Raw genomic sequence first — 22,672 nt, 5'->3', positions numbered from 1 at the left:
CCAGCCATGAAATCATCCGCCTGCGATGGCGCGGGCAAGGGTGTAGTAATGTTCCGCGGCCCACATCACGGGCGGCAGCACGACATTTTCGACAATGCCCAGTTCGGGAAAAAGCCAGGGGATCACCAGCAGCAGCAACAGGAGCAGCGGGAAGCCGAATGGCCGCAGCCGGTTGTATTGCCGCGCGGCCTGAGGAGGGAGCAGGCCTTCCACGATATGCGAACCATCGAAAGGCGGCACCGGCAGCAGGTTGAACATGGCGAGGAAGATATTGATCGTAATGAAATAATTGAGGCTCGTCGCAGCGAAAAGCATCAATTCGCCGACTTCCTGCTGCCCCCCACCCCTCACCAGCAGGCCGAGCAGGATCGCGCCGATCGCGGCCAGCACAAAGTTGGTCCCCGGCCCCGCAGCCGCCACCGCCATCATCCCGAAGCGCGGATTGCGCAGCCGCCATTTGTTCACCGGAACCGGCTTGGCCCAACCGAAAACCGGAGCCTTGATGAGCGCCAGCATCCCGGGAAGAACCACCGTGCCGATCGGATCGACATGGCGGACGGGATTGAGGCTCAGCCGGCGCTGCTCCTCAGCCGTCGGATCGCCCAGCGAACGCGCCACCCAGCCATGAGCGACCTCATGGAAGACGATGGCGATGACCAGCGGGACGATCAGCGCGGCGGCTGTGTAAAGCATGTTGCCCATGGCCGTTACATAGGGATTGCGGTTGCAAAGGCCAGCACGGCCAGCGCTCAATCCCCGCCATCCTCCAGATCGCGAGCAACGCGCGGATCGGACAGCAGCCGCTCTATGCGGCCCGCCTCATCGAAGCTTTCATCCGCGCGGAACTGGATCTTCGCGGCATATTTGAGCTTGAGCCGCTGCGCCACCTCGCGCTGGAAGAAGGCGGTGTTCCGGCGCAAGGCCTGGAGCACTTCCTCCTCTTCCGAACCGAGCAGCGGCTTCACATAGACCTTGGCGAGCCGCAGGTCCGGCGACATCCGCACTTCCGTAACGCTTACGGAATGGGCGGTGAGCACCTCGTCATGCACCTGCTGGCGCGTGAGCAATTCGGAAATGACGTGGCGCACCTGCTCGCCCACCTTGAGCAGGCGGACACTGCGCGTCTCGGGGGTCGATTGCTGTCGTGCCATGGTTCAATCCTCCTCCCCTGCCGCGAGCGACAGGGGGAATGGATCACAACGTCCGTTCGCGTTCCTCGACCTCGAACACTTCGAGATGATCGCCCGGCTTGATGTCGTTCGTATCAGCCAGCACGACACCGCATTCGAGACCGGCGCGGACCTCGTCCACATCGTCCTTGAACCGGCGCAGGGAAGCGATCGTCGTCTTGGACACGATGACATCCTCGCGGGTAAGGCGCGCATTGAGGCCCTTGCGGATATACCCTTCGAGCACCAGAAGGCCCGCGGCCTTGTCACGCTTGCCCGCCGGGAAGATCTCCTTGACCTCGGCCCTGCCGACCACATGCTCGATCCGTTCCGGACCCAGCTCGCCCGCCATTTCCTTCGCGATCTGCTCGGTCAGATGATAGATCACGTCGTGATAGATCATCCGTACCTTGTTGCGCTCGATCAGCTCGCGCGCCTTCGCATTCGGACGGACATGGAAGCCGATGATCGGCGCGCCGCTGGCCGAAGCCAGGGTGACGTCGCTTTCGGTGATCGCGCCGACGCCGGAATGCAGCACCCGGACCTTGATCTCGTCGTTCGACAGATTGTGAAGCGCGGTGTTGATCGCTTCGACGGAGCCTTGCACGTCCGCCTTGACCACCAGCGGGAACTCGATGACGTTCTGCTTGTCGGCCAGGGCCGAGAACATCGCATCGAGGCTGGCGGGCGCGATCGCGGTGCGCTTCTCGGTCGCCTTTTCCTTGCGATACAGGGCCACTTCGCGGGCGCGCTGCTCGTTCTCCACCACCGTCATGGTATCGCCGGCCATCGGCACGCCGCCAAGGCCGAGCACTTCCACCGGCATGGATGGTGGCGCTTCCTTCACCTGCTTGCCCTTGTCGTCGATCATCGCGCGCACCCGGCCGCTCTCCGTGCCGACAACGAAGACGTCGCCCTGCTTCAGCGTACCGCGAGTGACGAGAATGGTCGCCAGAGGCCCCTTGCCCTTGTCGAGCTTGGCTTCGATCACGATTGCCTCCGCCTCGCGATCCGGATTGGCCTTGAGTTCCATCAATTCGGCCTGGAGCAGGATTTTCTCGATCAGATTATCCAGCCCCGCGCCAGTCTTGGCGGAAACTTCCACGTCCTGCACCTCGCCCGACATCGCCTCGACGACGATCTCGTGCTCCAGCAGGCGTTCCCTGATCTTCTGCGGATTGGCCTCCGGCTTGTCGACCTTGTTGATCGCCACGATCATCGGGACGCCGGCCGCCTTGGTGTGATTGATCGCCTCAATCGTCTGCGGCATGATCCCGTCGTCCGCGGCGACCACCAGCACCACGATATCCGTGACGTGGGCGCCGCGCGCCCGCATTTCGGTGAATGCCTCGTGGCCCGGCGTATCGAGGAAGGTGATCTTGTCGCCCGACTTCGTCTTGATCTGGTAGGCGCCCATATGCTGGGTGATGCCGCCGGCTTCCCCGCGCACCACATCGGTTCCGCGCAAGGCGTCGAGCAGGCTGGTCTTGCCGTGGTCGACATGGCCCATGATCGTAACGACCGGCGGACGCGCCTTCAGCGTTTCATCCGCATCGACGTCTTCCGACGTGTCGATATCGACGTCGCTTTCGGAAACGCGCTGGATCCGATGGCCGAACTCCTCGACCAGCAGTTCCGCCGTATCCTGGTCGATCGTCTGGTTGACGGTGACCATCATGCCCATGTTGAACAGCGCCTTCACCAGGTCGGCGCCCTTTTCAGCCATACGGTTGGCCAGTTCCTGCACCGTGATACCTTCGGGCACGACGACGTCGCGCACCTGCTTCTCACGTTGCTGCTGCTGTCCGGAGAAGTGGGCCCGCCGTTCCTTCTCACGGGCGCGCTTGAGCGCCGCAAGCGAACGGGCGCGCGCGCCTTCATCGTCGTTCAAGGCGCGGTTGACGGTCAGCTTGCCGCCACGGCGGCGATCGTCGCCACGGTTATCGCGAACCTCGCGGCCAGGTCCCTTCTTGCCGGGCGCCTCCTTCTCCACACGCTTGGGCTTGGGAGACTGCACCGGGGTGAATTTGCGCGGCGCCGGCGCGGGTTCCGCGTTAGCATTCCCCTGCGTATTGGGCCGATCCTGTTCCGGCCCCTTCTGGGCCGTGCTCTCAGGCTCGCCCGCGCCTGTTTCAGGCGGCACTTGCGCGGCCTGTTCAGGCGCATCGCCGCCGGCTTCGGCGGCTTTCGCTTGCTGTTCGGCCTGTTCCTCGAGCCTGCGATTCTCTTCCGCGCGGCGACGCTCTTCCTCGATCGCGCGCAGGCGGTCTTCCTCTTCGCGGCGATTGGCTTCTTCCGCGGCGGCAAGGCGGGACTCCTCGGCCTCGCGCAGCAGGCGAGCCTGCATTTCCTGACGGGTTTCGCCGGTCGGGGCCACATGGGCGGGGCGCGCCGGGGCCTTCGGCTCCGGAGCCTTGGCGACCGGGGCCGGAGCAGGCGTGGGCGCAGGTGCGGAAGCCGCAGCCTCCGGCGAGCCGGGCTTCATGAACTTGCGGCGCTTCACCTCGACCACCACCTTGTTGGTGCGGCCATGACTGAAAGTCTGCTTGACTTCGCCAGCCTCGACCGAACGCTTCAGCCCAAGCGGCCGACGGGTGCGCGTTGGTGTGTTTTCGTTATCGCTCATACGCCTGTTCGTTTCCTTCGTAATCTCAATTCGTCGTCGCAATGCCTGGTGCAGCGGCCATCAACAGATCGCTTCCCGAAGCGCCTGCAGCCGCTGGCACAGCACCCGTAAAATGCAGCAAGCGACGAAGCGGGGCGCTCACCCGCTCGGCCGATTCCATGTCGGCCAACGCCAGATGGACGACATTGTCGCGGCCCAATGCCACAGACAACGCCGCACGGTCCAGTGGCAAGCGCAAGCCGCCCTTTCCGGAACCTTCTTCATCCAGACCCACACGGTATGCCTGATCCAGCTTGCGCGCGCCATCGTCACTGGCATCCGCCGCATGACCCAGCCAGGCAACCCGGCCCATTCGCGCCTGCTCGGCGATCCGGTCGGAACCCAAGATAAGCTTTCCCGCCCGCATTTCGAGCCCCAGCCGCTCGAGAAAAGCCCGCTGGAGCGCATTTTCCGCGCGCTCCCCCAGATCTTCGGGAATATCGAAGCGCCCATCCTTGAACGCCCGGGCGAGCGCGGCCTTGAGCCGGCCCTTGGCCAGCGCCTCTTCCAGCTCGGTTCGCGGCACGCCGATCCAGGCGCCGCGCCCCGGCGCGCGCGCCAGCGCATCGGGCAGCACCTGGCTGATTCCGTCCGGACCGGCAGGGGATATAGCCAGCCGCAACATCTCGTCGCGACCGCGCACGTCTCCGCTCAGCACGCATTTCCGCTCCGGCCCGTCCTTTTCCTGGCCGGATACGGGGGAGCGACCCGGCCCGCCGTTGCGAACCGGCCGCGATGCGGCGATGTCGGGCCTTAGCGGCTCATTGGGAGGATTCCGCACCGGCGGCCTCCCCATTGTCTGGCCCGTTATCTGGCCCATTGTCTGGGCCGGCCTCGCCGCCGTTCGCCGGTTCCTCATCTTCGAACCAGTGCGCGCGGGCGGCCATGATGATCTCGTTGCCCTGCTCCTCGGTCAGGCCGTATTCGCCGAGCACACCGCCCTTGTTGTCCTCGCGCTGCGAACGGCGCGGAGGCGAATTTTCGCGGCGGCGCTGCTCCGCCCGCTTGCGCGCGATAAGCTCGTCGGTCGCAAGATCGGCAAGGTCGTCGAGAGTCTTGATTCCCGCCTTGCCGAGCGTGACGAGCATCGCCTCGGTCAGGTGGGGAATCTCCGCCAGGGCATCTTCCACGCCAAGGCCGCGACGTTCCTGCCGCGCGGCTTCCTCGCGGCGTTCCAGCGCCTCGTTGGCGCGGCTCTGCAGCTCCTCGGCCAGTTCCTCGTCGAAGCCTTCGATCGAAGCCAGTTCCTCCAGCGGGACATAGGCGACCTCTTCCAGCTCGGCGAAGCCTTCGGCCACCAGCAGCTGGGACAGGGTTTCATCGACGTCCAGCTCTTCCTCGAACATCTTGGAGCGCTCGGCGAATTCCTTCTGGCGCTTCTCGCTCGATTCGGCCTCGGTCATGATGTCGATGGCGCTGCCGGTGAGCTGCGACGCCAGCCGGACGTTCTGGCCGCGACGGCCAATGGCGAGGCTGAGCTGATCGTCCGGAACGACGACCTCGATCCGGCCTTCATCCTCGTCGATCACCACGCGGCTGACGGTGGCGGGCTGGAGCGCATTGACGACGAAGGTCGCGGTATCCTCGCTCCAGGGAATGATATCGATCTTCTCGCCCTGCAGTTCCTGCACGACCGCCTGGACGCGGGACCCCTTCATGCCGACGCAGGCGCCGACCGGGTCGATCGAGCTGTCATGGCTGATGACGCCGATCTTGGCGCGGCTGCCCGGATCGCGCGCGGCCGCCTTGATCTCGATGATGCCGTCGTAGATCTCGGGCACTTCCTGCGCGAACAGCTTCTTCATGAATTCGGGATGGGCGCGCGACAGGAATATCTGCGGACCGCGATTGTTGCGTTCCACCTTCATGATAAGCGCGCGCACCCGCTCGCCCACGCGAGCGGCTTCGCGCGGGATCTGCTGATCGCGGCGGATGACGCCCTCGGCCCGGCCGAGATTGACGATCACATGGCCGAATTCGACCGACTTGATAACGCCGGTGATGATCTCGCTCGCACGGTCCTTGAACTCTTCATACTGGCGCTCGCGCTCCGCATCGCGGACCTTCTGGAAGATCACCTGCTTGGCGGACTGCGCGTCGATACGCCCGAGATCGACCGGCGGCAGCGGATCGACGATGAAATCGCCCAGCTTGGCGTTGGCGTCCAGCTTCTCCGCCTGCTTGAGATCGACCTGCTTGAAATAGTCCTCGACCGTCTCGACCACCTCGACCACGCGCCACAGGCGCAGGTCGCCGGTGCGCGGATCGAGCTTGGCGCGGATGTCGTTCTCCGCGCCATACCGGCTGCGCGCCGATTTCTGGATCGCTTCCTCCATCGCCTCGATGACGATCGCCTTGTCGATCATCTTCTCGGTGGCGACCGCATTGGCGATCGCAAGCAGCTCTGCCTTGTTGGCGGAAATCGCACTGCTCATCGGTTCTTCAGCCTTCCTCTACTTCGAGAATTTCATCGGCGCCGCTCGCATCCAGCGGACGGGTGGCGGCAATCAGCCGGTCGGTCAGCACCAGCTTCGCGCTGGCAATCGCGCCGAACGGCACGGAATAGGTATTTCCATCATCGGTGATGGAGACGATCTCGCCCGCCTCGTCGACTCCGGCCAGATCGCCACGGTAGCGCTTACGACCATCCAGCAACTCGACGAGTTCAATCCTGGCCTCATGCCCTGCCCAGTCGGCAAAATCCTTGAGCCTGGTCAAGGGACGGTCGATCCCCGGCGAGGAGACTTCGAGGCGGTAGGCGCCTTCGACCAGGACCTCGCCCCGTTCCTCCAGCTCGTCGAGCCGGTCGGAAACGCGGTGGGAAAGTTCGGCGCATTGCTCGATCAGCAACTGCCCGGTCGCCGGATCTTCCGCCATGATCTGCAGGGCCGGCTCGTCCCCGGCTTCGGAACCGAGCATCTTCACGCGCACGAGTTCGAAGCCCAAGGCCTTCACCTCCGGCTCGATCACCTCCGTAATGCGCGCGATATTCGCCATGCCAACTCCAAAAGCCGACATCATGGCAAAGCAGTTTGGCGCCGGCCCCTTCCGGCGCCGGCCCGAACGTTGCTTCACAATGTCGGGATGGGCGTCTGTTTAGGCGCAAACAGGAGCGGATGCAAGTCAAATCGCCGGAGCGACCGGCGCAAGAGACTAGTCCACGAAATAGTCGGAAGAGGCCGAAGCCTGGTCGCTCCAGTCCTGCCCGGTGGCGGATTCCTCGCCCCAGCCCTCTGCCGTGGCGGCCCGTTGCGCCCGGCGCGCGCGATATTCGCTTTCCGCGCTCTTGGCATCCGCGATCACCCGGCGCGCATCGCCGTAATTGTCGATCATCTGGCCCGCCTGGTCCGGCATGCCGGCATCGCTGTCCACGCCCATCGTCGCCACGGCATAGGCGGCCGCTTCTTCCGGATTGCGCTCCAGATAGGTGCCGCCGATCCCGATCGCTATCATGCCGATCACGAAGACGGCGCCGATCACCTTGAAGAGAATACGAATAGAATTCACCGTACGTCCCGCCCCGATCTCCGATTCCGCCCCCTTCTTCCCGGAAAGCGGTTGAAGAATGCTAAACATGCGATGCGGGCTTGTGCGGCCCGGCGCTTCGATTACATGGCCCGCCATGCGCAGCCTCGACGACATCCGCGAAGAATACGAATTTCTCGAAGGCGATGAGCGCTATCGCCTGCTGATCGAACTCGGCCGCGAACTGGAGGAGATGCCGGCCGCGCTGAAGACCGACGCGACGCTGGTTCGCGGCTGCTCGGCGGCGGTCTGGATCTATCCCACGCAGGATGGCGAGAAGCTGCATTTCCTGGCCGACAGCAATGCCGCGATCACCAAGGGGATTGTCGCGCTGGTCCTGTCGGCGGTTCAGGACAAGCCGGCGGCGGAAGTGGCGGACATGGACATACTGGCCGCGCTGGAGCCGTTCGAGCTGAAGAAGCAGCTCAGTTCCAACCGCACCCAGGGGGTGCCCAACATGATCGCGCTTATCAGGGAAACGGCGGCCAGACTGGCCGCCAGCTAGAAATCAGCGGCCTCGGCTTCCCGCAACACCGCGATACCCGCCTGCCGCTGCGCCTGCAGTTCCGCCTTGAGCACCGCCGGATCGCGAGCGAACACGAAGCCGAAGCTGACCCCGCCCTCCTTGCCCACCGTAGCGTGGTGCAGCTTGTGCGCCTGCACCAGTCGCCTGGCGTATCCTTTCCGGGGCACCCAGCGGAAATAGCGCTGATGAACCAGCCCGTCATGCACCAGCGTGTAGATTATGCCGTAGCCCAGGATGCCGAGGCCGATCCAGGTGCCGGGCCACCACGCGCCCGAACCCATCAGCATCGGGCTGCCGAGCGCGAACATCGAAATGCTCATCGCGGCGCCGACCAGGGCATAGAGATCGTTCTTCTCCAGCAGCCGGTCATGCGGCTCATGATGATCGCGATGCCATGCCCAGCCGAAGCCGTGCATGATATATTTGTGGCTCGCCCAGGCGACCCATTCCATCGCAAGGATCGTGGCCAGCACAATGGCAAGGGGAAGCGCCCAGCTCATGATTTTCCATTACGCCTCGCGCCCCGATATCGCCAGCCCCGCTTGCATTCCGCGCAAGGCGGATTAAGTGCCGCGCATGGCCAGTAAACCGCGCACACTCTATGAGAAGATCTGGGATGCCCATGTCGTGGAACGCCGCGATGACGGCACCTGCCTGATCTTCATTGACCGCCATCTCGTTCACGAAGTCACCAGCCCCCAGGCGTTCGAGGCGCTTCGCCTTGCCGGGCGCAAGGTCCGCCGCCCCGACCTGACCCTGGCGGTGCCCGATCACAATCTGCCCACAACGGCCCGACTCGATCCGGCCGGCAACCGCCTGCCCATCGCCGACAAGGAAAGCGCCCAGCAGCTCGCCGCGCTGGAGCGGAACGCGCCCGAATTCGGCATCCGCTATATCGGCGCGACGGACCTCGAGCAGGGGATCGTCCATGTGGTCGGCCCCGAACAGGGGTTCTCCCTGCCCGGCGCCACCATCGTTTGCGGCGACAGCCATACCGCGGCCCATGGCGGCGTCGGCGCGCTGGCATTCGGCATCGGCACGTCCGAGGTCGAGCATGTGCTGGCCACCCAGACCCTGCTGCTCAAGCAATCGAAGAACATGGAAGTGCGCGTCGAGGGCGAACTCGGCCCGGGCGTCACCTCCAAGGATCTCATCCTCCACATCATCGGCGTGATCGGCACAGCCGGGGGCACCGGCTATGTGATCGAATACCGGGGCAAGGTGTTCGAGGAGATGAGCGTCGAATCCCGCCTCACCGTCTGCAACATGTCGATCGAAGGCGGCGCCCGCGCCGGGCTGGTCGCGCCGGACGAGAAGACCTTCGCCTATCTGAAGGGCCGTTCGCTGGCCCCCAGGGGCGAGGATTGGGAAAAGGCCGTCGCCTGGTGGAAAACCCTGCGGACGGACGATGGCGCCCGTTTCGACAAGAGCGTGACGATCAACGCGGCCGATATAGAGCCTACCGTCACCTGGGGCACCTCACCCGAGGATGTGGCGCCGATCGGCGGCATGGTTCCTGCTCCGGAGAGCTTCCCCGACGCATCCAAGCAGGAAGCGGCGCGGGCCAGCCTTGCCTATATGGGCCTTGAGCCGGGCCAGAAGCTGTCCGAAGTCGAAGTACAGAACATTTTCATCGGCAGTTGCACCAACAGCCGGATCGAGGATCTGCGCGCCGCCGCCGAAGTGATCAAGGGCCGCCGCAAGGCGGACAATGTCAAATGGGCGATCGTGGTTCCCGGGTCCGGCCTGGTGAAGGCCCAGGCCGAAGCGGAAGGCCTCGACAAGATCTTCATAGAGGCCGGGCTGGAATGGCGCGAACCAGGCTGTTCGGCCTGTCTCGGCATGAACCCGGACAAGGTTCCCCCCGGCGAGCGCTGCGCCTCGACCAGCAATCGCAATTTCGTCGGCCGCCAGGGCCCCGGCGCGCGCACCCATCTCGTTTCGCCTGCGATGGCCGCCGCGGCGGCGGTGACCGGCCATCTGACCGACGTGCGGGAATTGTTGCGCGAAGCGGAGGCCGCCTAGGCCTTGCCAGCAGCGCCGCAGCCATTCATTGAGGTGTCATGAGCAAACCAAGCGACAAGAACTGGAAAGGCCCCGCTGCCCTGGCCGGGGCCGCGATCGGCTCCGCGGCTATCGCGGCGGCCTTGCTTTATGGCTCGCGCCGTAAGGAAAAGACCGAAAAGAAGCCCGCTCCGACCGTGCCTTCGGGCGAGCCGCCGGAAACCGATTGATGGAACCTCTCCGCAAGGTCGAGGGCCGCGCGATTCCGTTCGGCCGCAAGAATGTCGACACCGACGTCATCATCCCGGCGCGCTGGCTGAAGACCATCAGCCGCGAAGGGTTGGGCGTGGGCGCATTCGAGACGGTTCGGGAAGATCCGGACAATATCTTCGACCAGTCCGAGTTCAAGAGTGCGCCGATCCTCATCGCCGGGGACAATTTCGGCTGCGGGTCGAGCCGGGAGCACGCCGCATGGGCGCTGCTGGACATGGGCATCACCTCGGTGATCGCGCCGTCCTTCTCGGACATCTTTTCCGGCAACGCCTTCAAGAACGGCATACTCACGGTCGTGCTGCCGCAGGAACAGGTCGATCGGCTGCTGGAAGTCGCCAGGACCGATCCGATCACGGTCGATCTCGAAACGCAGACCGTCACCACTCCCTTCCAGGATCGGTTCAAGTTCGAGATAGATCCCTTCCGCAAGCATTGCCTGCTGGAAGGGCTGGATGAAGTCGGCCTGACCCTGACCCAGGATGCCGCGATCTCGGCCTATGAAAGCCGCCATCAGCGGGAAATGCCCTGGTTTGCCAAGGGCACGGCCGTCGAGGCATGAGGGCGCTCCTTTCCACAGAGGCGGGCGGACCCGAAACCCTTGCTGTCGGCGACATCGAAGAGCCGGTCGCCGGGCCGGGCGAGGTGCTCGTCAAGGTGGCTGGCTGCGCGATCAATTTTCCGGACGCCCTGATTATTCGCGACTTGTATCAGTTCAAGCCGCAGCGCCCCTTCGCCCCGGGCGGCGAAGTGTCCGGCACGATCGAGGCAGTGGGCGAAGAGGTTGAAGGGTGGGAGCCGGGGGACCGGGTGGCCGCCATCACGATTTACGGCGGTTTGCGGGAAAAGACGGCGATTGCCGCATCCCGGCTGTTCCCCGTTCCGGACGGCATCGACCTTGCCAGCGCCGCCGCCATGCCGATGACCTATGTCACCGCGCTTTATGCGCTGCGCAATCGGGGCGAGCTGGCGGCGGGAGACACGCTGCTGGTGCTGGGCGCGGCCGGCGGCGTCGGCCTCGCGGCGGTCGAGCTTGGCAAATATCTCGGCGCGCAGGTAATCGCGGCGGTTTCCAGCGAGGAGAAGGCGCAGGCAGCGCGCGAAGCGGGCGCCGACGAGACGGTGATCTATCCGAGCGGCCCGTTCGACAAGGACGGTTCCCGGGCACTTGCTGCCCAGTTCAAGGATGCCTGCGGCCCCGATGGCGCGCAGGTGATTATCGACAATGTCGGCGGCGACTATTCCGAACCGGCGCTGCGCGCCATCGGCTGGGAGGGCCGCTTCCTGGTAGTCGGGTTCCCGGCGGGAATCGCTCGCCTGCCGCTCAATCTCACCCTTCTCAAAAGCTGCGATGTGCGGGGTGTATTCCTGGGGGCGTTCCTCGACCGGCAATCCTCGGCGGCGACCGCCATGACCGGCGAATTGTTCGACCTGTGGAAGGCAGGCCGGATAAAGCCGAAGATCAGCGCCACTTACCCCCTGGAACGTGCGGGAGAGGCCATCGCGGCCCTTGCGGATCGCAAGGCCGTAGGCAAATTGCTTGTGAGAATGGACGCTTGAAGCCAGGCCTCACGCAGACTAATTTTCAATGCATTCACCGAAAGGCATCCGATGACCGATTTCAACGATCGTGAGCGCGCCGAAGAAGCCAAGTTCGCGCTGGACGAAGAAAATACATTCCGCATCGCCGCGCGCCGCAACCGCCTGCTGGGGCAATGGGCCGCGGAAAAAATGGGGCTGAACGAAGCGGAAACCGAAGCCTACGCCAAAGCTGTGGTCCAGGCGGACTTCGAGGAAGCAGGCGACGAGGATGTCGTTCGCAAGCTGATCGGCGATCTGACCAATGCCGGGGTCGAGATCGACGAGGCCGGGGTTCGCGCGGCGCTGGCGGAAAAGTCCGTCGAGGCGCGGCGCCAGCTTATCGGCGAAGCGTAAGGCAGGAAGCCGCACAATGGCGATGGCCGCTGTCGAAATCGAGAGCCTGATCAAGTCGGCCCTTCCCGACGCGGAAGTGACCGTGACCGATCTTGCCGGAGACGGGGATCATTACGCCGCCCATGTCGTGTCCTCGGCCTTCGCCGGCAAAAGCCGGGTTCAGCAGCACAAGCTCGTCTATGCTGCGCTGGGCGGGCGGATGGGCGGCGCGCTCCACGCCTTGCAACTGACCACCGCCGCACCCAACTGAAGCAGGAAGCTTCGAAAGGCATCCCAATGTCCGACATCAACGCACGCATCGACGAAATCGTCCAGCAGAACGACGTGGTCCTCTTCATGAAGGGCACACCGCTCTTTCCCCAATGCGGTTTCTCGAGCCGCGCCGTGGCGATCCTGGATCATTGCGGGGTGGCCTATGAAAGCGTCGATGTGCTTCAGGACATGGAGATTCGCCAGGGCATCAAGGGTTATTCGGACTGGCCGACCATTCCCCAGCTCTATGTGAAGGGCGAATTCATCGGTGGCAGCGACATCATGATGGAGATGTACGAGGCCGGCGAACTCCAGCAATTGATGCGGGAAAAGCAGGTGGCACCGTCCGCCTGACCGGGCGTCAAGCGCCCCGAGTTTCTGCCTGACTGCTTCTGGATGGGGGCTTCGGGGAGGCGGGACCACGGAGACTTGGGGATTTGATCCCGCCTCGATCGAAGACTTGGGGGTGCCCCTTGCGGGGTCACCGAATGTTATGCAGGCACCGTGCCAAACTCGCCGGATAACCGATTTCCTACGCTCTCGATGGTAACCGCCAGGTTAACGCGGCAAATTCTGTAAAACATCCCGACACCTACTGAACCGCCCGCGATTTTTGGCGCTTGGCATTCCTGCCCGCCGCAGCAATAAGGCTGCATGACCGAACCGGAAGAAGTCGATCCCGCCACTGCCATTCCCGCCGCCACGGTTGTGATATTCCGCAATGCCCGTTCCGGCGGCCTTCCCGAACTGCTGATGGTGACGCGCTCCGCCGCCATGGCCTTCGCCGGAGGCGCGGCGGTGTTTCCGGGCGGACGCATCGACGATGCGGATCGTGAGCTGGCCGCCAGCCTCGGCCATGGCGGGGATCAGGACGATTTATCGGCGCGGGTCGCGGCAATCCGCGAAACGCTGGAAGAAACCGGACTGGTCATCGGCCTCGACGGGATCGTGGATGCGGCCATCGCCGCCCAGGCCCGCGCCCTGCTGCTGGACAAGGGCGAGCTGGCCCCCGTTCTCGCCCATTTCGGCTGGAAGCTGGCGCCCCAAAGCCTGACGCCCTTCGCGCGCTGGCGGCCCAACATGAAACATGCGCGAACCTTCGATACGCGCTTCTATCTGGCCAATCTCGGCACGGGCGAGGTCGATATCGCCATCGACGCGACCGAGAACACCCGGCTGTTCTGGATCAGCGCGCAGGAAGCGCTCGCCAGGGCGGATCGCGGCGAGATGAGAGTGATCTACCCCACTCGCCGCAATCTGGAACGGCTGGCCCAATTCCGGAGCTTCGCCGAAGCGCAGGATCACGCGCTCGCCATCCCGCCGGACATCATCGTGCCCTTCCTCGACCGCAGCGGACCGACGACCTTGCTGTGCATTCCGGAAGATCGCGGCTATCCCATCACCGCCGAACCCTTCGAGACCGCGGACCGCGCCTGAGCCGGTTGCGCCGCTCATCCAAACTGCTGTCCAGCATCCCCGCAAAGTGGCAGATTGGCCGGAGCGGACCCGGCGCCCGGCCCGGGGATAGCCTCATGGCCGGCTGAGGATAAAAGCGGAGGAGGAAAGCGCGATGGCCGATTTCGATCTCGGCGAAACTGCCGGAATGATCCGGGAAACGACGGCCCGCTTCGCGAACGAGCGCATCGCTCCGCTGGCTGCCCGCATCGACGAGAAGGACTGGTTTCCGCGTGAGCTATGGCCCGAGATGGGCGCACTGGGCCTGCACGGCATCACGGTCGAGGAAAAGGATGGCGGACTGGGCCTCGGCTATCTGGAGCATGTCGTCGCGCAGGAGGAAATCGCCCGCGCTTCCGCTTCCGTGGGGCTTTCCTACGGCGCGCATTCCAATCTGTGCGTCAACCAGATCCGCCGCTGGGGCAGCGCCGAACAGAAGGCCAGATACCTGCCCGGACTGATCTCCGGCGAGCATGTCGGCAGCCTCGCCATGTCCGAAGCCGGGGCGGGTTCCGATGTGGTTTCCATGAAGCTGCGCGCGGACAGGGCCGAGGGCGGCTATCGCCTCAATGGCACCAAGTTCTGGATCACCAATGCGCCGGAAGCTGATGTGCTGGTGGTCTATGCCAGGACCGCGCCCGATGCCGGAGCCGACGGCTCGATCGTGGCCCCGATGCCGGGCAAGGTGATTTCGCTGGATGTGGCGGCGGGCGACGCGGTGGCCAAAGGACAGAAGCTGCTCACGCTGGAAGCCATGAAGATGGAATATGCGCTTGTGGCGCCGTTCAGTGGCGTCGTGGCTCAGTTGAATGTCGTTCAGGGCGCCCAGGTGCGGCTTGAAGCGCTCCTGATGCGGATCGAGAAGCCTGAATAAAAGTAATTGCGAATCGTTATCGAAACTCTGGACGATGAACAGGCAGATCATTATAGGCCGGCCGATCCGAGGCTACGGGACGGGCCCGCTGCTGCTTCCCGAGGAGGGCAGCGACCTGCCCGATCACACATAACTGTCTGATACTCAATTATTAAAACATATCGCGTGAGCTGACGGAGAGGGCTTCCCCTTCTGGAGATATTGATTTGCACGCTGTTCTCGTCCTGCCGATCGCTCTGGCAACCGCATCCATATCGGAACAGTCCTCCCTTCCCTCATCGGGGGTTTCGGCGCCGGAAACAATTCCGCAAGGCGGTGACAGCCTGCCGGACAACGATGAAATCCTGGTGATCGCCACTCCCTGGCACGGGATGGTCGACACCCCGCAAGCCCCTATAATGACCCTCGATGAAGCCGATATCGCCTCTTACGGCGCGGCATCGCTCAACGAGCTGCTCGAGGCCGTCAGCCCGCAGACCAGCAGCGGGCGAGGCCGCGGGGAAGGCGGGCCGGTCATCCTGCTGAACGGCCAGCGCATATCCAGCTTCCGGGAAATCCGGGACATTCCGCCGGAAGCGATCCGCCGGATGGAAGTGCTGCCGGAGGAGGTGGCCTTGCGCTACGGCTATTCCGCCAATCAGCGCGTGGTCAATTTCATCCTCAAGGATAATTACGCCGGCAAGACCGTGGCGGGGGAATACAACGTTCCCACGCGCGGCGGCTTTACCGAAAGCGAACTGGAAGCAGGGCTGGTCAGCATCAACGGATCGCGCCGGTTCAATATCAATGCCAAGCTGGAAGACACCTCCATGCTGACCGAGGCGGAGCGCCATGTCATCCAGCCTTCCGGCAATATTCCGACGATTGCATCCGATCCCGATCCGGCCGCCTATCGCAGCCTGGTGGACGACAGCCGCGACCTCACGCTCAACGGCACATGGTCGACCGGGCTGGGCGGAGAAGGGAAAGGCGGCTCGCTCTCCATCAATACGACGATCGCCCGCTCCGACGCGCGCGATCTGCTGGGCCTGAACATGGTCCGCCTGGTGGCGCCGGACGGGGCCGAGGCCTTGCGCAGCCTGCCCGGCGCATTGGTGCGCAAGACGGCGACCACTTCCCTGCAGGGCGGCGTCACGCTCAACAAGCCGCTTGGGCAATGGCAACTCACCGCGACCGCGGACGCCTCGCACAGCGACCTCGACACGAAGGTGGCCCGGGAAGCCGACACCTCTTCCCTCGTTGCAGCCGCATCCTCCGGCAATCTCGACATAGCCGGCTCCCTTCCGGCGCTCTCACCGGCCGGCTTCGACCGCACGGAAAGCAAGAATCTGGCGCTCAATTCTCTCGTCACGCTGTCGGGGAACCCGATCCTGCTGCCAGCCGGAAATCTGTCGCTGACGGCAAAGGCCGGGCTGAATCACACGCGCTCCGACAACAGCGGCAGCCAGGCGGGGAACATTCACACCATCCTCAAGCGCGACGATCTTTCCGGGGGAATCAATCTCGCGATCCCGGTCTCCAGCCGCAAGGAAAACGTCCTGGCTGGCGCGGGCGACATTTCCCTCAATCTCAGCGCCGGCATAAACCATCTGTCGGACTTCGGAACGCTGGTCGACTGGAGCGCGGGGATCACCTGGTCGCCCTGGGAAAAGCTCAATCTGCAGGCCAGCTATTTCGTCGACGAAGCGGCGCCCAGCCTGGCCCAGCTGGGCAATCCCGAACTCCTTACATTCAACCGGACAGTGTATGATTTCACGCGGGGGGAAACCACCCTGGTAACCATCATCACCGGCGGCAACCCCGATCTCAAAAGGGAAAAGCAGCGCGACATCAAACTCGCGGCCACATGGCAACTGCCCTTTCTCAATAATTCCAACCTGATCGTCGAATATTTCCGCAACCGTTCGGACGACGTCACCCAGTCCTTCCCCGTGCTCACACCCGCGATCGAAGCCGCGTTCCCCGGCCGGATCGTGCGGGATACGGACGGCAGGCTGGTGTCGATCGATCAGCGGCCCGTAACTTTCAGCGAAACCAGAAGCTCCCGCCTGCGATGGGGCTTCAACCTTTCCGGCACGATCGGGCAGGCGCAACCCACCGCGCAATCGCGCATCCTGGGCGATCGTCCGCCCTCTCCCGGAGCCGGTGGCCCACCCGCCGGCAGGCCGGGCGCCGGTGGAGGCCAGCCGGGAGGCTCCAGCGGTCCGGGTGGTCCGGGCGGCGGCCCGCGAGGCTTTGGCGGACCGGGCGGGCCCGGGGGCAGCGGCCAGGGCCGCTGGAACGTATCGCTGTATCATACCGTGCGCTTTTCCGAGAAAGTCGTGGTCGCCGAAACCGGGCCGATACTGGACCTGCTCGATGGAGATGCGCTGAGTTCGGGCGGGGTCGCCCGCCATGCGCTGGAGCTCGAAGGCGGCACCTTCTACAAGGGGTTCGGCCTGCGCCTGACCGGAAGCTGGACGGCGCCGACAAGGGTGCGGTCCAGCGGCGCGCCTGCCAGTTCCGACCTGCGCTTCGGCAGCGTGCTCATTCTCGATGCGAGGCTCTTCATCAATTTCGACCAGCAGGCGAAGGTGATCGAAAAGGCTCCGTTCCTGAAAGGCCTGCGGTTGAGCTTCGAATTTAACAATATCCTGGATTCCCGGCAGAAAGTCACCGATCCGAACGGCGAGGTGCCACTGAGCTATCAGGCGGATTATCGCGACCCGCGCGGCCGGTTCGTGGGGATCGATCTGCGAAAGATGTTCTGAGGCGCAGACGTTCCGATGCGCTGACGCCCGGCGCCCCCTCAATATCGCACATTATCGATAATTAATCGCAATATCGTTGACATTGCAATCGAGGCGCAATAGCTGCCCCGCAATAATTCGCAACATGGGGGCAATACAATGGCAAAATCCACATCGATTCCTTCCTTCCTCGCGCTGGGCTGCGTCAGCGCAATGGCCTTCACGAGCGGCGCCCATGCGCAGGATTCCGGCGAAACCCAGCGGCTCGGCGGCGTGACCGTGACCGACACCGCGATCGATGAATCCGAGGTCAAGGCTGAACGCGCCGCGTCGCCGAAATACACCGCGCCGCTGCTCGACACGCCGCAGACGATCACCGTCATCACCAACAAGAGCATCCAGCAGCAGAATCTGCTGACGCTGCGCGACGTGCTGCAGACCGTGCCGGGCATCACCTTCGGCGCGGGCGAGGGCGGCTTCGGCTATGGCGACCGCATCATCCTGCGCGGCCAGGACGCGAAGAACGACGTCACCATCGATGGCGTGCGCAGCTCTGCCTTCCTCAACCGCAACGAAACCTACAACATCGAGCAGATCGAGGTCACCAACGGCGCCAATTCGGTTTACAGCGGCGGCGGCTCGGTGGCGGGCACGATCAACCTCGTCACCAAGAAGCCGCTGGCCGACGACCAGACCGTCGTCAGCGCCGGCATCGGCACGGACGATTACTATCGCGGCACTGTCGACGCCAATCTGCGCCTCAACGAGCTGATCGCGATTCGCCTCAACGCCGTCTATCACGAAAACGACGTCCCGGGCCGCGATGTGGAATTCTACGAGCGCTGGGGCGTGGCGCCCGCGATCACCATCGGCATCGACAATCCGACCAATCTCACGCTGCAGTACGAGCATCTCGACGACAAGGGCATGCCGCAATACGGCCTGCGCTATTATGCCAATCTCGGCGGTTACCTGTCCGATTTCGACCGCAGCGGCTATTACGGCTTCGCCAACCTCGACCAGCAGAACTCGAAGACCAACGCGCTGCAGGCGATCTTCAGCCATGAATTCAGCGACAGCATCAATATCCGCAACCTGACGCGCTACGAGAAGATCAAGCAGAACACCATAACCAGCCAGCCCACCGGCACCTTCTGCCTGGCCTCCACCGGCAAGCAGCCCGGAACCTTCGCCGTTCCCCCGGTCGAGGCCGCGTGCCCCGCCACCATCCCTGAGGGCTACTATCTGCCCACCGGCGGGCGCGGCGTGCAGCGCCTCATCACCAACGAAACCCTGTACAACCAGTTCGACATCAGCGCCGATTTCGATACCGGCGGCATCGCCCACTCGCTGGTCCTCGGCGCCTCGGCATTGTGGGAGGACTATAGCCAGAACCAGGGCACGCTCCCGCGCAACGCGGACGGCTCGACGCCCGCCTTCCCGCTGGTCAACATCGCCAACCCGGGCGAGATCGTGCAAGGCCCGGCGGGCTTCACCTATGGCAGCAATGTCTATACCGGCCCGATCAACTTCATCCGCACCAGCTATAACCGCGGGGAGCGCAAGGCCTTCGCCGCCTATCTGTTCGACACGATGAAGTTCGGCGAGATGTTCGAGCTAAACGGCGGCATCCGCTACGAGCACGCCAAGGGCCACAACAGCACGATCAGCTATGTGACCACGGCCGGAGCCCCCAATCTGGGCGACGTGAACACCACCACCGGGCCGTTCCGCAACAGCGACAACCTGTTCTCCTACCGCATCGGCGCGGTATTCAAGCCGACGCCCGACACCAGCCTCTACATCGCGACCGGCACGTCGAAGAACCCATCGCAGGCTGCGGTCGACGGCGCCTGCTCGGCCGCGAACTGCAATCTCAAGCCGGAAACGACCAAGAATTACGAGGTCGGCGCCAAGGCCGATCTCTTCGGCAAGAGACTGCTCGTCAGCGCTGCGTGGTTCCGCAACGATCGCGACAGCATCAGGATCAACTCCAACGACCCGACGCTGCCCGACCAGAGGCTGGACGGCAAGCAGCGGGTGGAGGGCATCTCGCTCGGCGCTTCCGGCAACATCACCGAAAACTGGACCATCTCGGCCAACTACATGTATCTGAAGTCCAAGATCCGGCAGGGTGTATCCGACTTCTGCATCGACAATCCGGGCGCCACGGGTTGCAACAACAGCGCCACCTTCCCCGATCCGACCCGGGGCTATGCGCTGACCAACACGCCCAAGCATTCGGGCAGCCTGTTCACGACCTACCGCTTCCCCTTCGGCCTGGAACTGGGCTACGGCATCACTTATCAGGGCAAGTATCTGCTCAACCAGCCCACGCTGGCGCAGCTCGTGGCTGACCAATATGTCGGTTACTACGTGCCCAGCTACACGATCCACCGCTTCATGGCATCCTATCCGATCACGGAACGGCTGACCGCGCAGGTGAACGTGCAGAACTTCACCAATGAGAAATACGTCACCACCGTCCGCAACCAGCTCGGCGGCAGCTGGGCGCAGCCCGCCCCAACCCGCTCGGCGGTGCTCAGCGTGAATTACACCTTCTGATGAATGCCGATTGCCCTCTCGCCGGAATGTTTCTGGCGAGGGGGCAATCCGATTTTGACCGCAGTCAATTTCCTGGAATGCGACTTGATTGCAAATACGGGTCCGAATGAGGGGCGGCAGGCGAGCGGAGGTATGTAGTGGCTGCCACTCGCCTGCCTGCAAATGCCGCACCCTTATTTTCCGTGCGATTGATTCGCATTATGTTGTCGGCTAGGGGGATTGCGAAGGGGCTTGGTGCTATGTTCGGGACTGCGGAAGAACAGGATCACGGGATGTCGGATCCCTTGCCTTCTGCGTGCGCTGCGCGGCCGGAGATCGCCACTATGCGCCCGGACAGGGTTCAGGCTATCGAATCCCGCGTCGCGGAATCGCCCAGCCGCTATGGCGAAGGGGGCCGCCTCAATATTCCGGCGATCATCGTCACCGCAGGTTTTCACATAGCCGCCCTCGCTGCGGCCCTGCTGCTGGGCTATGAGGTGGTCGCGAAGAAGGAAGAGCCGCGGCTCACGGTCGTGGACCTGACGCCACCGCCCCCGCCGCCCGCCGAACCCACCCCTCCGCAAGCCCGCCCGGAGATCGTCGCCCCCATCCCGCCGCTGCGCATCGCGCACAACCCGCCGCCTGTCGTGACCACGCCCGATCCGGTGCCCGAGCAGCCGTCTCCGGTGCCTGCGGCCTCTTCCGCGCCCGCCGCCGTCTCCGTTCCGGTGGTCGCGGCGCCCAGCATCGTGCAGGACAGCAATCTCGCCGCCAAGATGGTGTCCGGCTCACCGCCCCGTTATCCGACGGAGAGCCGCCGCCGGCGCGAGCAGGGCACTGTGATGCTTTCGGTAACCGTGGGCGTGGACGGCAAGGTGTCCGGCATTTCCGTGTCCCAGAGCAGCGGTTTCTCCCGGCTGGACGACGCGGCCCTTTCGGCGGTGCGCAAGTGGCGCTGGTCGCCGATCATGCGCGACGGCAAGCCCGTCATGGTCAAGGGAGTCGTCGAAATTCCCTTCGTCCTTCTCACCTGATCGCAGCCGCTCATGCTGATCGCCATTCCCGGCTTGCTGAATGCCGAGCAGGTAAGGACGTTGCGGACGCGCATCGACGCCGCAAACTGGGTCGACGGCAATGTGACCGCGGGCCATCAATCCGCGCTCACCAAGAACAATCTGCAGCTTCCCGAAGCGGGGGCGGAAGCGCGCGAGGCCGGGCAGGCGATCCTCGAGGCGCTCGGGCATAATCCGCTGTTCATCGCCGCCGCCCTGCCATTGCGCATCTATCCCCCGCTGTTCAACAGCTACAGCGGGGGCCAGGCCTTCGGCACCCATATCGACAGCGCGGTCCGGATTCAGAAGGAAACCGGCTTCCGCGTCCGCTCCGACCTTTCGATGACCGTGTTCCTTTCGGACCCGGAAGATTACGATGGCGGGGAACTGACCGTCGAAACCCTGTTCGGCATCCAGCAGGTCAAGCTGCCGGCCGGCCACGCGGTGCTCTATCCTTCCTCTTCCCTGCACCGGGTGGAGCCGGTGACGCGCGGCCAGCGCGTGGCCAGCTTCTTCTGGATCGAATCCATGATCCGGGACGATGGCGCGCGGCAAACCCTGTTCGATCTCGACAGCAGCATCCAGTCGCTCGCCGCCGATCTGGGCCACGACAATGCGGAGATCATCCGGCTGACCGGGGTCTATCACAATCTTCTCCGGCGCTGGGCGAACACCTGAGCGAGCGGGGCGGTTCGTTTTCCTGTCCAATCCGCCTGCCTCAATTCAGCCCAATATCAATCCAGCATCGCCCGCAAGCCGGACGACAGATGCTCCCTGGCCTGGCCGCCGGCGCGCTCCACCATCAGCACTGGAAGCTCCTGCCGCTCGGCCAGCGCCATCCCTCTTTCCGGGCCGAGCACGGTGATCGCCGTGGCGAAGGCATCGGCCCACATCGCGCTTTGGTGAAGCACGGTGACGGAAGCGACGGAATTGGCGATGGGGGCACCCTGGATCGGGTCGATGCTGTGCGATATTCGCACGCCGTCTTTCTGGCGGAAGCGGCGGTAATCGCCCGAGGTCGCCACCGACAGGCCGCACAGGGCGATGCGCAATGTGGGAACGCCCAGGCCCGGCGGCCCTTCCACATCGACCCACCACGGCTGCAGGTCCGGCTTGACGCCCTGCCCGCGCAGTTCGCCGCCGATCTCGACAAGGAAATGGCGGCAGCCCAGATCCTCCAGAGCATGACAGACCGCGTCCACCGCATAGCCTTTCGCGATGCCGGAAAAATCCAGCGCCACATCCGTCATGCGGCGCGCGCGCGGCCCGTCCAGTTCGATCGCCCGCCAGCATGGTCCGGCCTCGCTCCGGGCGCCCTGGGCCGGCCCGAAGCCCCAATAGTCCACCATCCGTCCGATTGCCGGATCGAATGCTCCATCGCTGGCCCGGGCCACATCCAGGCCCGCGCGAAGCACCAGCATCATTTCGTCGGGAAGATCGCGCCATTGCCCAAGCGGGGCGCTGTTGAAGCGGCTGATGTCGGAATCCGCTTCCCAGTTGCTCATCTGGCGGATCACCCGGTCGAGCACCGCCTGGATGGCCTCTCGCGCGGAAGGCGGAGCACCGGCGATCCGGGCGGACCAGAGCGTGCCCATGGTCTGCCCGGAAAGGCCAGCGATCCGCGCTCCGGCCTCCCGCCCGGCGAAATTCGCGGGGGAAAGGCCGGGCGGAA

The 22,672-nt window shown here is 64.3% G+C and carries 23 protein-coding genes and 1 pseudogene; 15 read left to right on the top strand and 9 right to left on the bottom strand.

Annotated elements, in window-relative coordinates:
* Positions 1 to 12 precede the first annotated feature (12 nt).
* The 7 genes from U8326_RS02455 to U8326_RS02425 form a co-directional block, all read right to left on the bottom strand.
* Complete coding sequence (locus tag U8326_RS02455) at positions 13 to 702, bottom strand: site-2 protease family protein (RefSeq protein WP_324743671.1); 690 nt, start codon at positions 700 to 702, stop codon at positions 13 to 15.
* Between the two features lie 47 nt (positions 703 to 749).
* Positions 750 to 1,151: a 30S ribosome-binding factor RbfA gene (gene rbfA, locus U8326_RS02450; RefSeq protein WP_324742124.1), complete on the bottom strand. Its 402-nt coding sequence runs from the start codon at positions 1,149 to 1,151 to the stop codon at positions 750 to 752.
* Positions 1,152 to 1,194: 43 nt separating this feature from the next.
* Positions 1,195 to 3,795: a translation initiation factor IF-2 gene (gene infB / locus U8326_RS02445; protein ID WP_324742123.1), complete on the bottom strand. Its 2,601-nt coding sequence runs from the start codon at positions 3,793 to 3,795 to the stop codon at positions 1,195 to 1,197.
* Between the two features lie 25 nt (positions 3,796 to 3,820).
* Positions 3,821 to 4,615 carry a DUF448 domain-containing protein gene (locus U8326_RS02440; protein WP_324742122.1) on the bottom strand — a complete coding sequence of 265 codons (795 nt, stop codon included), beginning with the start codon at positions 4,613 to 4,615 and terminating at the stop codon, positions 3,821 to 3,823.
* Complete coding sequence (gene nusA, locus U8326_RS02435; protein WP_324742121.1) at positions 4,596 to 6,269, bottom strand: transcription termination factor NusA; 1,674 nt, start codon at positions 6,267 to 6,269, stop codon at positions 4,596 to 4,598. Before nusA ends, U8326_RS02440 begins: the two co-directional genes overlap by 20 nt.
* A gap of 7 nt (positions 6,270 to 6,276) precedes the next feature.
* Positions 6,277 to 6,831 (bottom strand): ribosome maturation protein RimP, encoded by a 555-nt coding sequence (gene rimP, locus U8326_RS02430; RefSeq protein ID WP_324742120.1) that lies wholly within the window; start codon positions 6,829 to 6,831, stop codon positions 6,277 to 6,279.
* A 156-nt stretch (positions 6,832 to 6,987) separates the two neighbouring features.
* Positions 6,988 to 7,341, bottom strand: a complete 354-nt coding sequence (locus U8326_RS02425) for a hypothetical protein (protein ID WP_324742119.1) — start codon at positions 7,339 to 7,341, stop codon at positions 6,988 to 6,990.
* Positions 7,342 to 7,456: 115 nt separating this feature from the next.
* Between U8326_RS02425 and U8326_RS02420 the strand changes: the two genes are divergently transcribed.
* On the top strand, positions 7,457 to 7,864 hold the full coding sequence (locus tag U8326_RS02420) for a SufE family protein (RefSeq protein WP_324742118.1): 408 nt from the start codon (positions 7,457 to 7,459) through the stop codon (positions 7,862 to 7,864).
* Here the strand turns inward: U8326_RS02420 and U8326_RS02415 are convergent.
* A complete protein-coding gene (locus tag U8326_RS02415) occupies positions 7,861 to 8,385 on the bottom strand; it encodes a sterol desaturase family protein (protein ID WP_324742117.1) in 525 nt (174 codons plus the stop codon). The genes U8326_RS02420 and U8326_RS02415 overlap by 4 nt on opposite strands.
* Before the next feature lie 76 nt (positions 8,386 to 8,461).
* Between U8326_RS02415 and leuC the strand changes: the two genes are divergently transcribed.
* The 14 genes and pseudogenes from leuC (at position 8,462) to U8326_RS02345 (ending at position 21,678) form a co-directional block, all read left to right on the top strand.
* Positions 8,462 to 9,910 (top strand): 3-isopropylmalate dehydratase large subunit, encoded by a 1,449-nt coding sequence (gene leuC, locus U8326_RS02410; protein WP_324742116.1) that lies wholly within the window; start codon positions 8,462 to 8,464, stop codon positions 9,908 to 9,910.
* 38 nt (positions 9,911 to 9,948) lie between these two features.
* On the top strand, positions 9,949 to 10,119 hold the full coding sequence (locus U8326_RS02405; protein ID WP_324742115.1) for a hypothetical protein: 171 nt from the start codon (positions 9,949 to 9,951) through the stop codon (positions 10,117 to 10,119).
* Complete coding sequence (leuD, locus tag U8326_RS02400; protein ID WP_324742114.1) at positions 10,119 to 10,721, top strand: 3-isopropylmalate dehydratase small subunit; 603 nt, start codon at positions 10,119 to 10,121, stop codon at positions 10,719 to 10,721. The genes U8326_RS02405 and leuD overlap by 1 nt, the downstream gene beginning before the upstream one ends.
* Positions 10,718 to 11,719: an NADPH:quinone oxidoreductase family protein gene (locus U8326_RS02395; protein ID WP_324742113.1), complete on the top strand. Its 1,002-nt coding sequence runs from the start codon at positions 10,718 to 10,720 to the stop codon at positions 11,717 to 11,719. Before leuD ends, U8326_RS02395 begins: the two co-directional genes overlap by 4 nt.
* Positions 11,720 to 11,770: 51 nt before the next feature.
* Positions 11,771 to 12,094: a DUF1476 domain-containing protein gene (locus U8326_RS02390; protein ID WP_324742111.1), complete on the top strand. Its 324-nt coding sequence runs from the start codon at positions 11,771 to 11,773 to the stop codon at positions 12,092 to 12,094.
* A 16-nt stretch (positions 12,095 to 12,110) separates the two neighbouring features.
* The gene (locus U8326_RS02385) at positions 12,111 to 12,344 is read left to right on the top strand and encodes a BolA family transcriptional regulator (RefSeq protein ID WP_324742110.1); all 234 of its coding nucleotides are present in this window, start codon (positions 12,111 to 12,113) and stop codon (positions 12,342 to 12,344) included.
* Between the two features lie 26 nt (positions 12,345 to 12,370).
* The gene (grxD, locus tag U8326_RS02380; RefSeq protein ID WP_324742109.1) at positions 12,371 to 12,700 is read left to right on the top strand and encodes a Grx4 family monothiol glutaredoxin; all 330 of its coding nucleotides are present in this window, start codon (positions 12,371 to 12,373) and stop codon (positions 12,698 to 12,700) included.
* Positions 12,701 to 13,000: 300 nt separating this feature from the next.
* Complete coding sequence (locus U8326_RS02375) at positions 13,001 to 13,783, top strand: NUDIX domain-containing protein (protein WP_324742108.1); 783 nt, start codon at positions 13,001 to 13,003, stop codon at positions 13,781 to 13,783.
* A 133-nt stretch (positions 13,784 to 13,916) separates the two neighbouring features.
* Positions 13,917 to 14,447 (top strand): annotated as a pseudogene (locus U8326_RS02370) (acyl-CoA dehydrogenase family protein); the annotation flags it as partial.
* 27 nt (positions 14,448 to 14,474) lie between these two features.
* Positions 14,475 to 14,675, top strand: coding sequence for a biotin/lipoyl-containing protein (locus tag U8326_RS02365; protein WP_324743670.1), 201 nt, complete (start codon positions 14,475 to 14,477; stop codon positions 14,673 to 14,675).
* A 206-nt stretch (positions 14,676 to 14,881) separates the two neighbouring features.
* Positions 14,882 to 17,425, top strand: coding sequence for a TonB-dependent receptor domain-containing protein (locus tag U8326_RS02360; RefSeq protein WP_324742107.1), 2,544 nt, complete (start codon positions 14,882 to 14,884; stop codon positions 17,423 to 17,425).
* Between the two features lie 138 nt (positions 17,426 to 17,563).
* The gene (locus tag U8326_RS02355) at positions 17,564 to 19,969 is read left to right on the top strand and encodes a TonB-dependent receptor (RefSeq protein ID WP_324742106.1); all 2,406 of its coding nucleotides are present in this window, start codon (positions 17,564 to 17,566) and stop codon (positions 19,967 to 19,969) included.
* A gap of 323 nt (positions 19,970 to 20,292) precedes the next feature.
* Complete coding sequence (locus U8326_RS02350; RefSeq protein WP_324742105.1) at positions 20,293 to 20,982, top strand: energy transducer TonB; 690 nt, start codon at positions 20,293 to 20,295, stop codon at positions 20,980 to 20,982.
* A 12-nt stretch (positions 20,983 to 20,994) separates the two neighbouring features.
* Positions 20,995 to 21,678 carry a Fe2+-dependent dioxygenase gene (locus U8326_RS02345; RefSeq protein WP_324742104.1) on the top strand — a complete coding sequence of 228 codons (684 nt, stop codon included), beginning with the start codon at positions 20,995 to 20,997 and terminating at the stop codon, positions 21,676 to 21,678.
* A 56-nt stretch (positions 21,679 to 21,734) separates the two neighbouring features.
* Here U8326_RS02345 and U8326_RS02340 read toward each other — a convergent pair whose 3' ends face one another.
* Positions 21,735 to 22,595 (bottom strand): FAD:protein FMN transferase, encoded by an 861-nt coding sequence (locus U8326_RS02340; protein WP_324742103.1) that lies wholly within the window; start codon positions 22,593 to 22,595, stop codon positions 21,735 to 21,737.
* Between the last annotated feature and the right edge of the window lie 77 nt (positions 22,596 to 22,672).

Origin of the sequence: Tsuneonella sp. CC-YZS046, from assembly GCF_035581365.1 — a bacterium.
GTDB lineage: Bacteria > Pseudomonadota > Alphaproteobacteria > Sphingomonadales > Sphingomonadaceae > JAWKXU01.
This window is presented reverse-complemented; position numbering and strand designations above follow the sequence as displayed.